This is a genomic window from Ktedonobacter robiniae (assembly GCF_016587375.1).
In the GTDB taxonomy this organism is placed as follows: Bacteria; Chloroflexota; Ktedonobacteria; order Ktedonobacterales; family Ktedonobacteraceae; genus Ktedonobacter; species Ktedonobacter robiniae.
On sequence record NZ_BNJG01000002.1, the window covers coordinates 839,905 to 853,507 of the forward strand.

Consider the following 13,603-nt stretch of genomic DNA (forward strand, 5'->3'; position numbering starts at 1 on the left):
TAAAATTCAGAAACACTATTGCGCATAATTTCACAATAGCGTAAGCTATATACACATAGATAAATCTGATTTGGAATTTCCTCCAACTCTAAGAGCTTATTCCGAAACCCAACGTCACTCGCGTGCCTAGCGCTTCCCCCATTCGGGGACACGCGCGCTCAGGTTTTCGGATAAGTAGTAAAGAGAGGACATATGAAGAACAACGCTTCCCCTCACCTCCTGGCAATGCGTCGCGTCTCACAACGGGCTATTGCCAAACACGCGGGTGTCTCCCCCAGTACCGTCTCTCGGGTGCTCAATAACGTGGAAGGCATTAGTGAGGAGCTTCGGGACCATGTCTTAAAAAGTGCGGCGGAGCTTGGACACCAGGACACAGCAACGCCCGGCAAGTTGCAGCAGCTACATCTTTTTACACCGTCCTACGCTACGATGAAAGCCCCTCACACATTCCACGTCAATATCCTGGACGGTGTCGCGGCGGAGTGCCGTCAGCATGACATTTTACTGAACTATTCCGTGGTTGAGCAGAGCGCAGCCGATAGAGCCAGTATACTGGCCCAGGCCCGAGGACGTCCAGAGGTTGGCATCTTACTGGTGAGTATTGATGATCGTGAGCTCATTGAAGAGCTCCTTAACCTTAAAACATCAGTGGTTCTAATTAATGCCGAGCAGCGCGACCTGGCGGTCGATACCTTTCTTCCCAACAATTTCATCGGAGGTCTCCAGGCCACACGCCACCTGCTCCAGCATGGACATCGGCGTATCCTACACATGACCGAGCCTGAGAGTAAGCGGAGGAGCACCTTGCAACGCCGCCTGGCTGGCTATCGTGCAGCTCTGGAGGAGGCCCATATTCCCTATGATCCCGCCTTCCTACTCGAAAGCCAGCTCAAGGTAGATGACGCGCATCACATGATGCAAACCTGGCTCTCCAGGCTGCATCCCCCTTCAGCGCAGTCTTCTGTGCCAATGACGCGAGCGCAATTGGTGTCATGCGTGCTCTACAAGAAGCCGGGAAGCGTATACCTGAAGATATCTCTGTGATCGGCTATGATGATGTTCCCGCAGCCTCACTTCTGATCCCTGCGCTTACCACGCTGCACGCCAACAGCGAGGAGATGGGGAGGCTGGCTGTACAGCGTATGATCTACCGCGCCCTTCAGCCCGAGGCCGCTCCTATCCGCGTCGAAATAACGAGTCAACTCATTATTCGTCAATCAGTCAGCACCTGCTCGCCGGCGGTTCCATCTCAGCCTGGTTAAGACCGCCGCAAACCTATATTTTACTCAGGGGGATATATTGGATAGGCAAGATTTCCTCAATGCAGCATTTTACTCGTTCATTCCTTGCAATAGAACACGTAGGCGCTCATGAGTTTCCACCGTTTTCGGATGCTGTTGTCCCAGAACCTGCTTTTGGATGCCCAGCACACGTTGGTATAAAGACACAGCCTCGGCATTGTTCCCCTGAGTTTCCCTAAGGGTTGCCAGGTCGCGCAACGCTTCTGCTGTATCAGGATGCTCTACCCCCAGCGTTTGCTCTCGGATATGTAAGACTCGTTGATACAACAGCTCCGCCTGCTCGTACTTCTTCTGCTCACGACAGATGTTGGCTAATCCGTTGAGTGGGTGAGCAATGCCAGCAGAGTTTGGCCCCTGCGCTTGTTCAAAGATGCGCAGAGCTTGCTGGTACATCACCTCTGCTTGTGTATATTTCCCTTGCTCTACATAAAGACTGGCCAGGTTATTGAGTGGGCCAGTAGTATCGGGATGGTTTGCTCCCAGCGCTTGCTCTCGGATGTGCAAGGCTCGTTGAAACAACAGTTCTGCCTGCTCATACTTCTTCTGCTCAAAATAGAGGACAGCCAGATTGTTGAGGGCACGAGCGATATCTGGATGCTCCATTCCCAATACTTGTTCCCGGATGCGCAGCGCTCGCTGGTAGAGCGTTTCTGCTTGCTCATACTCTCCCTGTTCGTGATAGATAAGGGCCAGATTGCTAAGGGAGCGGGCGGTGTCTGGATGCTCCGGTCCCTGCGCTTGCTCTCGGATGTGTAAGGCTCGTTGATACAGCGGCATCGCCTGCTCATACTTCCCCTGATCATAAAAGAGCATGGCCAGATTGTTGAGCGAGCTAGCTACATCGGGATGCTCTGGCCCCTGCGCTTGCTCTCGAATACGTAAGGCTCGCTGATTCAGCAATTCTGCTTGCTCATATTCCCCCACTCGCGATAGAGTAGGGCCAATCCGTTGAGCGAGTTAGCTACATCAGGATGCTCCGGCCCCTGCGCTTGCTCTCGGATGCCTAAGGCTCGTTGGTACAACGGCTCGGCCTGCTTATACTTTCCCTGTACGCGATAGAGGTCGGCCAGGCTATTGAGTGTGGCGGCTATTTCGAGACTATCTGGTTCTAATATCTGTTTGTAGATATTCAATGCCTGCCGATACAATGGCTCTGCCTGCTCATAGAGCGCATACATCTGTAAATAGATTGCTGTACGATAGAGAAGCGCTGCTGCCTCCTCAAAGGTGAACGCGTAGTCCTGGATCAACCCACTGCATACCTGCGCTTGAGACAGATAACGTCGACAAAGGGGCCAGGTATCAATCTCAATGCGTTTAGGAAATACAGCATTAGTCGCTCGTACTACTTGCTCTCCCCATTGGCGCTGAGCATCCACCGCCATGGCATCCTTGAGGACAACTTGTACCAAACGATGGATACGCAACATTTGTGTCTCGGGATTGCGTTGAATGAGGGAGAACTTGCGTAGCTCCTCGATGGCTTCGTTTAACCGAAAAGCATTGGTCGCGACCCCCTGTAATGTCGAGCCGAATTGCGCCCCTCCCCCGCTGAATAATTCCTCCGAGATGGTATCTGGTTCCAGAAAGGCACAGAGACGTAATAGGTCTGCAGCCTCGGGATTAGCCTGCTCAACTTTCTGAAAGTTGAGAGACCATGTTGTTGCCACTGGTTCAGGATGGTCGGTCGGGATGTGCCCCGGCGTTGCAGAAGTTCTTTGCGGTGTGTTCGGTAGAGTTCCAGATAGGTCGAAAGATTACATCCTACTTCTTCAATGTATGCTCCTGCTTGATCCAGTGCGAGCGGGAGAAAATCCATTTCTGTGACGATAGTTTCTGCCGCAGCGAGTGTTTCTTCCTCAACCTGATCGAGTAGCATATCAGGAGGCACAATTTTGGCACGGCGCAACAAAAATAGTGTACCTTCTGCCATCCCCATAGTTGCAACGTCGATCCGTTGTGCCAGTGCCCCCAATGCTTGTGCACGAGTGGTAAGCAACATATGTCCAGAACGTTTCGTCGGTACAAAGTCAGGCACAATCGTAATATCATCTGCATTATCCAGAATCAGCAGCCATTCCTGATGAGAGGCGAACCACTGTTTGACGGCTGTAACCACTTTCTTCTGATCCTGTTCATTTCGCTCAGGTAACTGCAATTGGTCCATAATGGTCACAATGTCAGCGAACAGGCTCTCCCGTGTCGCTGCGCTTACCCAGAAGATGTAGTGATAATCCTGACGATACTGATAGGCATATTCGAGCGCGATCTGGGTCTTGCCGATGCCTCCAAGTCCACTGATAGCCCAGGACTGCGTGAGGGCCGTGGTATGTTCTCGATTGAGTAGCTCGTGCAGGTGATGCAGGACCTCCTCCCGACCAGTAAAGAAGGGGTTGCGCGGATATGGCACACCCCAGAGGGGTTTGAGGGGTACCTGTGCCTCATGTTCTCCAAAAAACTCTTTGGGAGGGAGATTAAAGAAACGACTGAGTTGTAGCCGGATAGACGCCTGGGGAAGGGCCTGACCTTGCTCCCAGCGAGCGATACTGCGGGGAGAGACGCCCAGCGCTTCCGCCAAAGCTTCCTGAGAGAGATGACGCTGTATCCGTTCCTGACGCAAACGTGCACCAAATTGCATGCTATCTTCCTGCCCTTTCTCAGAGAGGGGGTTCTCTCGACACATCATACTAAGAACAGTATAAAGGAAATAAATCGGCTGTGTAAAGCATTTAAAGCAAAGTGTCAGGGTAATGGCAGGTCAATGGCATGGTCAAATCCCGTTTCTTCTGATATCATCGGGAAGCGTAAAGCTGCCGTCGCAAGCAAAGCGAAGAAAGAAAGGAGGTGTATTGATGGCAAAAATGCCAATTCAGACAACTAAAAGTAGCAAGCGCTCTCTGAACAAGTCCTTGTGGTTGCTTCTGGTTCTTCTCATCGTTGTGGCTATTCCAGGATATATTTTGTCGGCGCGTCAATTTGTAGAGAAGCATACTGCTATCACACAGAATCAACAGAGCCTACACATCACCACAGTGCGCGGGGAAGCTCTCTCCATTGTTATCGATCTCGGGTTTTCAGGTTCAGGCGACGGAGCATGGGCGAGTCCTACAGGTGTGCGGTTGACACTGGCTGGATTAAGCACCCCCTTGCAGATTGTTGGATCAAGCCAACCCGACTGGGGCGATACATATACCATCAGTAATCAACCTAAAAAGGTCGAAGTGCGGGGGGTTGTAACTCTTCCCACATCGCTAAGTGGCCCCATGGACCGGCAGCTTTCCGGGCGGATTACGGGAACTATCCTCACGAATGGCCCCATTGGAAATAGTTCGGAGGATCTCGCTATTCCTGTTCAGATCCACCTGCTGCCACAAGAAAGCTATTTCTGGTCTGGTGGACGCGCGCTCTGGTACGGGTTTATCGCACTCACCTATTTGCTCCTGATTGGATGGCTTGTCACTAATCTCTGGGATTGGCGACATTCCCGGCGGCAGAAGAGCAAACAAGCAGATGCAAAATCAGATAAGGGGAATAGAAACCTCTTAGTCGCCATGATAGTTATTCCTGTCTTAGTCGCCGGCCTGGTTATCTTTGGAACCATTGAAGGAGACCCGCAGCTTCCTACTGATGGCTTTCCAGAGATCAGTGCTAGCATCTGGCTTCTCCTGGCGCTCCTTGCGATCTCGCTCTTTCTGCAAGGGGTCGTATCACTTTACAGGGAAAAAAATGCGTCTGCCAAATAATCCATGTATTTATACTTGAGATTATGTCCCCCGGAAGGAGGATCACCGCTATCCATGTTTTATACGCTCATTCGAGGACTCATCAACTTAATTAATGGAACACCGCAAAGGCTACTGTTACACTGTATTGTAGCTTTCGCGCTGGGCACGAGTTGTGGTGTTGTCGGCTTAGGACCATCCGGCTTTCTCAATCCTCTCTCGATCATCTTTTATGGCTACGCGCTGTTGGTAGTAATTGGCGCGGCATTTAAGTATGTAGTGTGGCGGCAGCAGGGGCTGATGGATCCGCTCCCAAATAACCAGGTCTTGCTGCAATTAGATCATATTCTGAGCGTCGAGACACGCGAACGCGCATTGCTGGGAGCACGCGAAACAACCACCCAGTACACGAGCCAACCCGTCTTGTTCAGCCCGCCTCTCAGTGGGAACCGAGTGGTGCTGGTAAAATGTGCGGATTGTCAGCAGGAGGTCAAATTTAGGGTAGACAGCGTGGAAGTGCGCAAGAAGAGACGGCTGCGCGCGACCCTTATATCGAGTATTGGCTTCCTCTTCTTCCTGGGTCTGGAAATCCTACTCAGTGATGCCTTTCAGCCCTCTCCTATTCCCGATTGGATAGGATGGACACGCCTCATCTCCCTGATCGCGCTGATTGGGTTTGCTTGCAGTTATGCCTATCTTGTGAACTATACGGGGGTGGTGTATATAGTTACTGGGCGCGGGCATCGGGCCCGGCATCCGAAGAAGGCAGAAATGGCCAATTCTCGCCAGAATCTGCATCTAACCCCTCAGGGGTAAGTTATAAATCTGGTGACAAAAGCGCCACAAAAGCGTTCAGATACAACAGGGCTCCCACTTGTGGCGCATTTCCCAATTTACCAGCAGAGTTACGGATCGACACACCTTCTACATCTTCTCCAGCGGCAAATCGCGATAGACTCCCCGCTGCTCTGGCGGCAACAGGGTAGCGATATGCAACATCATTTCTTGTGTGATACTGCGTAACCCCTCTTTACGCGTCAATCCTGCGGGCAGAACGGGAACAAAGGGCTCACCAAACTGAACAGAGACATGAGGGCGCCACCCAGCTCCAGGGCGTAGAATACGTCGTGACCCTTTCAACGCCACAGGGAGAACTGTCGCTCCGGTACGCAGGGCAAGCATCGCGACCCCCGTGTGGGCCTGAAGCATCTGCTCCTGGCGGGCGACAGTCCCCTCAGGAAAGATGAGCAAGGGTCGTTGCTCCTGTAAGTAGGCAAGCGCCTGTTCCAGAGCCGCGCGATCGCTCTCGCCACGATGTACAGGAATTTGCCCGGTACAGCGCACCAGCCAGCCCACAATGGGCCAGGAAAAAATCTCTTTCTTAGCAAAGAACCAGGTACGGCGAGGAAAAAGACCCGCCACCAGGATGGGATCGAACCAGCTGAGATGATTAGAGACGAGCAAAAGGGGACCAGTCACTGGCACATGCTCCGAACTACGCACCGAGACACGGCAGACCAGCAATATCAACAACCGAGCCACTGGACGCAACAGAGTGTAAATGATGCTGCCTGGTCGGCCACTTCCATAGGTTGCGGCCTTTTTCATACACGTACCCACAAGGCCTTCGGCAAAATGGTGACATTGAAGCTGCTCGCGGACATGGTTTCGCCATCCATCTGCATATGCACAGGCTCCCGACTCTCAATCTGCACGGTTCTAGCACGATAGAAGGTTACTTCTGGCAAATCGCTGTGTTCACCTTTCTGGACGATTGGTAATAGGCGCAGGGCACGCAACAAGGGTGTGTAACGAATGGTACAGATATCGAAGCGGCCATCTGTATGATCGGCTTGAGGATTGATGCGAAAGCCGGCACCATAGGTTGGCCCCGTGGTAATCGCCATAAGGATAAAGCGCTGTTCCTGCTCGCGCCTCTCTCCATTATCATCCAGACTGAACTTTAGCCAGGGGCAACGGTGGTAGCCGAACAGCAACTGGCGCAGGGTTGAGGTGTAATAGAGAGGCATACCAGCCAGGCGCAAATATTTTTTCAGGCTCCCCGCTGCCACAGCAATATCGGCATCAAGCCCCACGCTAAACGAATTGGCGAAATATTGTTCATTTACCTGGCCAGCATCCACATCAATCAATCTACCACTAAAAGCACGCTCGACTGCGGCTTGGGGATCATGAGGCAAGTGGAGGGTATTCCAGGCGAAATCACAGCCTGAACCTGCTGGCACGATGCCCAACGGAACACGCTGGCTCACGCTCAACAGGCCGTTGACGATTTCATTTACCGAGCCATCCCCGCCAACAATAATCACGGGACGCTTCTGCATAGCAGCCTGCCGGGCACGCTCCCGCGCTTCTCCTGGTGCGCTTGTCTCGATATATTCGGCCTTTTCCTGTTCCGCGCGGCTGCGTACAAGTGTACGATAGAGGTCTACTTTGCCATGTCGAGCGGCAGGATTAAGCATGACAAGAGGTTGAGCAGACTCCATAAATATCTCCTTCAGTGGTGGATCTTAGGCAAGATTGTACCATACCCCGAAGACCTCTACAATTCCTGAAAGGATGATATCGACGAAACGGCGTGAGAACACTTGGTGTGAGAGCACTTAAATTAGAGGTCAGCCCCGAACAACCTCAACCGTCTTCATATCATGGCGCGATGTGCCCGTACCATTCTCTGAGATAGTGTTTTAAAACGGTCGCGATGGGAAAGCTGGCACGAGCGTGGTGAGCATACGGTAGCTGGCAGAGAGCTTGATAAAGGCCTCACTGCTCTGTGGGAGCCCCTCGTGATCGCGGCAAAGCCTCCTCCAGCGCACGATCCAGGAGAAACTGCGCTCAATGATCCATCGCTTGGGCTGAGGCCGCAAGCCTGTGGGAAACAATGCGTCCCAGTCCACCTCCTCCCCTTCGGGCACGAGCAGGCCTCGTTTGGGGAGCGTGACTGCATGGATGGTCTCAATCGTCCAGCCCAGCGTTTCTTTCACCCAGGTCAGAAAGGTTCCGCCGTAATGACTATCGCCCCAAATGAGCTGCAGACGGGGAAGCGCATTCTTGAGTGGCTCGAGCAGGGCAGTGCCGCCCTGGTGATCAGAGGCCTGGGCTCCTGTCACCTTCACAGCCAACAGGTTGCCCTGCGTATCGACGAATGCATGACGCTTGCGGCCCCACGTTTTTTTTCCCGACGTCGTAGCCCTTTTCAGGACCCCGAACCGCACTCGTTTTGATGGATTGACTGTCGATGATCGCCGCACTTGGCTCTTCCTCTCGGCCTTGCCTGGTGCGCATCCGCATGCGTAGGGTTTGCAGAATACGATCCCAAACGCCTTCGCGCTCCCAGCGGTGAAAATTGTAATAGACGCTTTGCCACGCGGGAAATTCATGGGGCAGCATGCGCCAGGGACATCCACTGCGCAAAACGTACAAAATTGCATTGACGACCTCGCGTCGCGAGACAAACGGCTTGCGGCCCTGCAGGGATGGTTGAGGGATCAGGGGTTCCAACAGTTCCCACTGCTCATCCGTCAGATCGGAGGGATAGGCTTTCCTCCCCAGTGTCACCTTCATACGCCTTCTGCACTTTCTTTCTGCTTCTTCGACTCGTTACATCAACCCCTTTCTTCTTCCTCTCGGCGAGATGACCACTTTCAAACACTATCTTAGACCATGTTTTGGAATGCACGACAGCAACCCTGCGTGGCAAGAAGAGCAAGATAGGAGAAGTTTTGTGCTTGGTAAGACGGTAGAATGTCTTGCATGCAATGAGGGAGCGGAAGACCTTGGTACGCAAGACTGACAACGAGAGCAGACGACTCAAGTTGGGAGAAACGCAGTCGTTCCGTTCTGGGGGAGTTCTGCTTCAGTCTCAAAGAGAGGGACTGGAGGAGCCTTTCGGCTCCCATTCAATCGGCAAGGAGAACCCCTCATGAAATTTCTGCTCACCTCTGGTGGCATCAGCAACGACAGCATTCGTAACGCCCTGGTTGATCTGCTAGGCAAACCGATCTCCGAGTCCAGCGCCCTCTACATTCCCACCGCGTTGTACGCCAACCCCAATGGTCCAGCCATGGCCGCCCGGCTGATCCGCGGAGAGACCAACACCGCTCCATTCCCTGACGGATTCACCTCCATGTGCGAATTGGGGTGGAAGTCGTTGGGCGTGCTGGAACTCACCGCGCTGCCCAGTATCGATGAAAAGTGTTGGCTCCCGCTAGTCAAAGAGACGGACGCCCTGCTGGTGGAAGGCGGCGATCCCCTGTATCTGTGCTACTGGATGCGGCAATCCGGACTGGCCGACCTCTTGCCGGAGCTTGGGCGCGAGACGGTCTATGTGGGACTGAGCGCCGGAAGCATGGTGATGGCCCCCAGCATCGGGGAGGACTTCGTCGGCTGGAAGCCGCCCACTGGTGGCGATAGAACGCTGGGACTGGTTGATTTTGCGATGTGTCCGCACCTGGATCACCACGATATGCCGGACAATTCCATGGCCAACGCTGAAAAATGGGCCGCCGGCATGCCGGTGCCGGCGTACTTGATTGACGATCAGACCGCCATACAAGTGGTTGATGGCGTCGTCGACGTCATCTCCGAGGGGCACTGGAAGCTGTTTACCCAGGAGTAGGCTGGTTCGGCCCTGAGCCGTTCGTGCTCCAGCTTGGTTGAACCGATCGTGCCGCGTACACCGACCTCACACGACTTCCCCCAACGGGATCGGGCACACGAGGGCAGTCGCTCGGCGCACACAAAGCAGCTAGTAAATTGGGTCAAACTAGCACGAATTTTAGGGTGAATGTCAGGAAATCAGCGCGAATTGAGCAACAAAAAAAACGTGGTGATTGAAAGGAGTGCTTTTGATGAACGAACCAATCACGAAAATCGATCCGCGATTCAGCGACTCGGATGCGGTTGCCACATCATGGGATGAGACGCGTCGAGTACTTGAAACAGCCGAGATATTCTGGATCTCGACGGTTCGGGCCGACGGTCGCCCCCATGTTACTCCGCTCGTGGCCGTGTGGTTTGATGGGGCCATTTACTTCTGTACCGGTGCTACCGAACAGAAGGCCTTGAACCTTCGTGGGAACCCGCATGTGATCTTGACGACCGGCTGTAACCACTGGGATGCAGGACTAGACGTCGTGGTCGAGGGCGATGCCGTCCAACTCACCGACAATGACCTACTCGAACGCCTCGCCGAAGCATGGACCACAAAGTGGGACGGGCGATGGCAATACAAGGTGCACAACGGCGTCTTTCAGCACGAAGGAAGCGATACGATTCCTGTGTTCTCGGTCACGCCCACCAAGATCCTTGCGTTCGCTAAGGGCACCTTTAGCCACACCCGCCACCAGTTCTGAAGCGGGTATCCATATCATGGGGAGTACCTATCTCTCCATGGCGGAGTACTGGCCCTTCTCAGCCGAGGTCTTCGCTGCCCCGATGAATCAGATCCCCAAGGTGTCTTCTCCAAGTCTCTCAAGAAGGCCAACTGGGAGGAGTCGCGGATGACCAGACCAGCGGCGACCTAGGAGAGGAGATTGCCCGTCTGAGGCAACAGGCGGATTGGCGTCAAGTGAAGGGAGTATCTCTCACCAGACAGAGAGGCAATAGAGAGTTATGCACGTAAAGGGGGACTAAAACAGTACGACGAGCTGCACCACAAATATAAAATATGTTTATCAAACAAGTATCATCAGATTGTTAAAGTCGCTTTTAGCCGCTACCGGTGTACGCGGCTACTGCTCGAGGGCGAGAGTAGCCGCGTACGCCAGGGCACAGCCCCAGTAGCCGCGTACGCTAGTAGCGGGCTACCTACGCTGGTTAAAATCAACTATGGCATCTGCGGCGGCGTGGTAGCCACCGCCCTCGCGCAGGGCACGCTGCATACGCTTGGTGCTGACGCGGAAGCTAGAGTCGCTGGCGATACGATTTACAGTTTGCTTCAGGACATCGGCATGTAGATCGCCCGTGTCCAGCGAGAGGCCCAGGCCAAGCTCCTCGACGCGGCGCGCGGTGATCGCCTCCTCGGAGGTCTGAGGTACCACGATAAGCGGCACACCATAATACAGCGACTCCATGATACTACCCACCTCGCCATGCGTAATAAAGATGTCGGTATACTGCAAGACCTCCAACTGCGGCACAAAGGGATAGACCATAAAGTTGCTGGGGATCTCTTTCAACTGTGAACGGTTGATGCGCTGGCCAATAGCCTGCACGACCTGCCATGCGCTCCCGCCAAAGGCCTCAAAGCAGGTGTTGAAGAAATCGACGCGGTTATTAAAGATCGTTCCCAGGGAAATATAGAGCGCAGGCTGGCTATTGATGCGCTCCAGGGGAAACTCCGAGGTCGTGAGCCGCGAGACAATGGAGGGTCCGACAAAGCGAAAACGCTCATCAAAGGTCTCGCCCGCAGGTTGGAAGGCCTTGGGAATAGAAATAACATTCAGCGCTTCCGCCCGAGCATACATCTCCTGTAAGGGAAACGCATTCACGCCATAGACGCGGCAGAGCGCCTCGAAATCATTGTTCGCCTGCTCAAAGGGATGGGGATGAATCGATTCCGCGGCCCCCTCCCACAGCTCGCTCGCAAATTGAAAGTGCTCATTGAAGACATAGCCGGGCCGGAACTGGATCGCTGGCACACCCAGCATTTGAGCCAGCACATAGCCCCAGAGGCTGGCCGGGTCATAAATCACGCAGTCCGGCTTCTCCATACGCACGACATCTCGTAGTTGCGAGAGGACGTAGCGGCTCTCCTCCACCAGGCGCGCGGGCGTGCTTGAGGAATAGGGGCCCCTCGGCGCGCTCGGCGAACTGAAACCAAACATCGTCGATCGATAGGGCTGTAGGCGCGCGCCAGTAGCCTCCACCGCGCGCCGGAAATCCTCGGTTAAGCAGTACACCACCTGCTCTCCCCGCACAACTAGCTCCTGCACCACCGCCAGCGTGGGATTGACCTGTCCATAGCGTGGCACGTTACAAAAAAGAAACTTAGCCATATATCCTTGCTCACTCATTTCCAAATTTTTTGTTTCTGCGCACAGCCACCCCTGTTTCAGCGAGGCTAGGAAGAGATCTTCCGGCTGCTGGGATGATAGGGATGGGTATCGATGCCCCACGAGATAATATGCGTGGGCGTAATACGAATAAACTCGGCATCTACATTCTCATTCTGCAAGATCTCTTTTCCACCTTGCTGGATGGCTTCAGCACGCCCACGGATCTCTATGCCACGTGGCTGCCAGGGCGACAAGACATCATCAATGACAAAGGCAGCGCGCCCATGACGCCCCGCGTCGCGGAACTTCTTGCTCTGACCCATATTGTAACCACCCACGTCGATGGTATCCAGCTCGCTGTTATAGCGAAAGCCCACCGGAACCACGTGTGGATCCCCCTTGGCATCCACCGTTGCCAGCCGCCCTAGCTTCTGCCCCTGCATATATGCAATCTCAGTTTCGGTGAAATGGCTCAAAGCTCGCGCCTCCTTATTTTATATCAGGGATTTTCGTGCGTGCTCAATCATAACTTCAGTGTAAGACACAATAGCAACACAAAGCAACACTTTCCCAACCACCTGGCTTCTTTATGAATATTACGCCTATGTATCAATTCAACAAACTTTGTGTATGAGCGTGCGTCCCTTGCTACGTTCCTGCTCAGTACAATGGCAAATACCCAATTTCGTATTTTGATGCGTTCATACATATCCAGGGCTTTCCAATTCTCTTTTGCTCTGTTTCGGCTCGCTACGCTCGCCTCGGGGGTAAGGGGTCTGCGTGGAAAATGGCGAAGCCATTTTCCACGCAGACCCCTTACCCCCGAGCGCCGCAGGCGCGAAGGACTCCATATGCATGAGAATTGGAAGGCCCTGCATACATATCCTAAATCCTTCTCACTTTCGCATATAAGAGGTATATCTACAAGAGGTATATTTACGGAAAGGAATATATGTTTTAGGGATGTATGATGGACCCAACACAATCACACTTTATATCACCTCCGTCTCCGCCGTTTTTGCCATTGACACCACCACGTCCGCCGCGCCGACCCTTCGCGCCCTGGGCCTGGTACAAAAAACAATCGAAAAAGGTGCAAGGCTGGATTGGCTGCTTTACGATATTTGTAGCACTCATACTTTGTCTCTCGTGCGCTAGCGCGAGCACCCACATGTTCTCGGGCAATTTACTTGCGTCACAACCTTCACCCGTGGCGAAGGCGCAGGACACACCAATGGACCAGTTTAGCCCAACGCCAATCCCCACACCTAAACCATCCCCAACACCAACACCTATTCAACCGCCGACACCATCGCCTGTCCCAGACACAGGCGTTAATGGAAACCCTTGGGGATATGATTTCAATCCAGGAAATGTGATCACCAATGCGCCCGCTGGCTTCTGTGGGTACTTTGACCGTATATCTTCGTTTTCGAGTGGGAAGGGTTATGTGGTTGAGTGCAAGGATGGGCAATATAGTAAGTCGGGTGGGCGATCAAGTGCCTGCTCACGTGATGGAGGGGTGAGCCGCACGCTCTATTCCCATTAGCCCAGCAAAAAA

The 13,603-nt window shown here is 53.5% G+C and carries 16 protein-coding genes; 7 read left to right on the top strand and 9 right to left on the bottom strand.

Translation table 11 applies throughout. The features are described 5' to 3' along the window. Positions 1 to 192 precede the first annotated feature (192 nt). Entirely contained in the window at positions 193 to 1,044 is an 852-nt protein-coding gene (locus JMJ04_RS24250) for a LacI family DNA-binding transcriptional regulator (protein ID WP_268887370.1), read from the top strand. After that, positions 993 to 1,262 (top strand): substrate-binding domain-containing protein, encoded by a 270-nt coding sequence (locus tag JMJ04_RS48850; RefSeq protein WP_420799499.1) that lies wholly within the window; start codon positions 993 to 995, stop codon positions 1,260 to 1,262. Before JMJ04_RS24250 ends, JMJ04_RS48850 begins: the two co-directional genes overlap by 52 nt. Before the next feature lie 69 nt (positions 1,263 to 1,331). Here the strand turns inward: JMJ04_RS48850 and JMJ04_RS24255 are convergent, their stop codons facing one another. The 3 genes from JMJ04_RS24255 to JMJ04_RS24265 are packed head-to-tail and all read right to left on the bottom strand — an operon-like array spanning position 1,332 to position 3,939. Then, a complete protein-coding gene (locus JMJ04_RS24255; protein ID WP_201373001.1) occupies positions 1,332 to 2,201 on the bottom strand; it encodes a tetratricopeptide repeat protein in 870 nt (289 codons plus the stop codon). Next, complete coding sequence (locus JMJ04_RS24260) at positions 2,195 to 2,887, bottom strand: tetratricopeptide repeat protein (protein WP_476630027.1); 693 nt, start codon at positions 2,885 to 2,887, stop codon at positions 2,195 to 2,197. Before JMJ04_RS24260 ends, JMJ04_RS24255 begins: the two co-directional genes overlap by 7 nt. Beyond that, positions 2,791 to 3,939, bottom strand: coding sequence for a helix-turn-helix domain-containing protein (locus JMJ04_RS24265; RefSeq protein WP_201373003.1), 1,149 nt, complete (start codon positions 3,937 to 3,939; stop codon positions 2,791 to 2,793). The genes JMJ04_RS24260 and JMJ04_RS24265 overlap by 97 nt, the downstream gene beginning before the upstream one ends. Before the next feature lie 214 nt (positions 3,940 to 4,153). On the opposite strand from JMJ04_RS24265, the gene JMJ04_RS24270 reads away from it, so the two are divergent. After that, positions 4,154 to 5,044, top strand: a complete 891-nt coding sequence (locus tag JMJ04_RS24270; protein ID WP_201373004.1) for a hypothetical protein — start codon at positions 4,154 to 4,156, stop codon at positions 5,042 to 5,044. 54 nt (positions 5,045 to 5,098) lie between these two features. Then, positions 5,099 to 5,839 (top strand): hypothetical protein, encoded by a 741-nt coding sequence (locus tag JMJ04_RS24275; protein ID WP_201373005.1) that lies wholly within the window; start codon positions 5,099 to 5,101, stop codon positions 5,837 to 5,839. Between the two features lie 108 nt (positions 5,840 to 5,947). Here JMJ04_RS24275 and JMJ04_RS24280 read toward each other — a convergent pair whose 3' ends face one another. The 4 genes from JMJ04_RS24280 to JMJ04_RS46845 form a co-directional block, all read right to left on the bottom strand. Next, positions 5,948 to 6,631 (bottom strand): lysophospholipid acyltransferase family protein, encoded by a 684-nt coding sequence (locus JMJ04_RS24280; RefSeq protein ID WP_201373006.1) that lies wholly within the window; start codon positions 6,629 to 6,631, stop codon positions 5,948 to 5,950. Further along, complete coding sequence (locus tag JMJ04_RS24285) at positions 6,628 to 7,530, bottom strand: diacylglycerol/lipid kinase family protein (protein ID WP_201373007.1); 903 nt, start codon at positions 7,528 to 7,530, stop codon at positions 6,628 to 6,630. Before JMJ04_RS24285 ends, JMJ04_RS24280 begins: the two co-directional genes overlap by 4 nt. A 201-nt stretch (positions 7,531 to 7,731) precedes the next feature. Next, positions 7,732 to 8,244, bottom strand: coding sequence for a transposase (locus JMJ04_RS24290; RefSeq protein ID WP_338001075.1), 513 nt, complete (start codon positions 8,242 to 8,244; stop codon positions 7,732 to 7,734). Further along, entirely contained in the window at positions 8,132 to 8,608 is a 477-nt protein-coding gene (locus tag JMJ04_RS46845; protein ID WP_236038369.1) for an IS5 family transposase, read from the bottom strand. Before JMJ04_RS46845 ends, JMJ04_RS24290 begins: the two co-directional genes overlap by 113 nt. Positions 8,609 to 8,966: 358 nt before the next feature. Between JMJ04_RS46845 and JMJ04_RS24295 the strand changes: the two genes are divergently transcribed. Then, positions 8,967 to 9,662 carry a Type 1 glutamine amidotransferase-like domain-containing protein gene (locus tag JMJ04_RS24295; RefSeq protein ID WP_201373009.1) on the top strand — a complete coding sequence of 232 codons (696 nt, stop codon included), beginning with the start codon at positions 8,967 to 8,969 and terminating at the stop codon, positions 9,660 to 9,662. 232 nt (positions 9,663 to 9,894) lie between these two features. Continuing rightward, on the top strand, positions 9,895 to 10,398 hold the full coding sequence (locus JMJ04_RS24300) for a pyridoxamine 5'-phosphate oxidase family protein (RefSeq protein ID WP_201373010.1): 504 nt from the start codon (positions 9,895 to 9,897) through the stop codon (positions 10,396 to 10,398). A 450-nt stretch (positions 10,399 to 10,848) separates the two neighbouring features. On the opposite strand, the gene JMJ04_RS24305 is transcribed toward JMJ04_RS24300, so the two are convergent. Then, the gene (locus tag JMJ04_RS24305) at positions 10,849 to 12,042 is read right to left on the bottom strand and encodes a macrolide family glycosyltransferase (RefSeq protein WP_201373011.1); all 1,194 of its coding nucleotides are present in this window, start codon (positions 12,040 to 12,042) and stop codon (positions 10,849 to 10,851) included. A 65-nt stretch (positions 12,043 to 12,107) separates the two neighbouring features. Further along, entirely contained in the window at positions 12,108 to 12,518 is a 411-nt protein-coding gene (locus JMJ04_RS24310; protein ID WP_201373012.1) for a PPOX class F420-dependent oxidoreductase, read from the bottom strand. Positions 12,519 to 13,276: 758 nt separating this feature from the next. Between JMJ04_RS24310 and JMJ04_RS46850 the strand changes: the two genes are divergently transcribed. After that, positions 13,277 to 13,591, top strand: a complete 315-nt coding sequence (locus JMJ04_RS46850) for a DUF3761 domain-containing protein (RefSeq protein ID WP_236038371.1) — start codon at positions 13,277 to 13,279, stop codon at positions 13,589 to 13,591. Positions 13,592 to 13,603: the final 12 nt, after the last annotated feature.

Excerpts from the sequence above, each read along its gene's own strand:
- JMJ04_RS24250 (WP_268887370.1), top strand. The coding sequence starts at position 193 with ATGAAGAACAACGCTTCCCCTCACCTCCTGGCAATGCGTCGCGTCTCA.
- JMJ04_RS24285 (WP_201373007.1), bottom strand. The coding sequence starts at position 7,530 with ATGGAGTCTGCTCAACCTCTTGTCATGCTTAATCCTGCCGCTCGACAT.
- JMJ04_RS24300 (WP_201373010.1), top strand. The coding sequence starts at position 9,895 with ATGAACGAACCAATCACGAAAATCGATCCGCGATTCAGCGACTCGGAT.
- JMJ04_RS24265 (WP_201373003.1), bottom strand. The coding sequence starts at position 3,939 with ATGCAATTTGGTGCACGTTTGCGTCAGGAACGGATACAGCGTCATCTC.
- JMJ04_RS24280 (WP_201373006.1), bottom strand. The coding sequence starts at position 6,631 with ATGAAAAAGGCCGCAACCTATGGAAGTGGCCGACCAGGCAGCATCATT.
- JMJ04_RS24270 (WP_201373004.1), top strand. The coding sequence starts at position 4,154 with ATGGCAAAAATGCCAATTCAGACAACTAAAAGTAGCAAGCGCTCTCTG.
- JMJ04_RS46850 (WP_236038371.1), top strand. The coding sequence starts at position 13,277 with ATGGACCAGTTTAGCCCAACGCCAATCCCCACACCTAAACCATCCCCA.
- JMJ04_RS48850 (WP_420799499.1), top strand. The coding sequence starts at position 993 with ATGCGTGCTCTACAAGAAGCCGGGAAGCGTATACCTGAAGATATCTCT.
- JMJ04_RS46845 (WP_236038369.1), bottom strand. The coding sequence starts at position 8,608 with ATGAAGGTGACACTGGGGAGGAAAGCCTATCCCTCCGATCTGACGGAT.
- JMJ04_RS24295 (WP_201373009.1), top strand. The coding sequence starts at position 8,967 with ATGAAATTTCTGCTCACCTCTGGTGGCATCAGCAACGACAGCATTCGT.
- JMJ04_RS24305 (WP_201373011.1), bottom strand. The coding sequence starts at position 12,042 with ATGGCTAAGTTTCTTTTTTGTAACGTGCCACGCTATGGACAGGTCAAT.
- JMJ04_RS24275 (WP_201373005.1), top strand. The coding sequence starts at position 5,099 with ATGTTTTATACGCTCATTCGAGGACTCATCAACTTAATTAATGGAACA.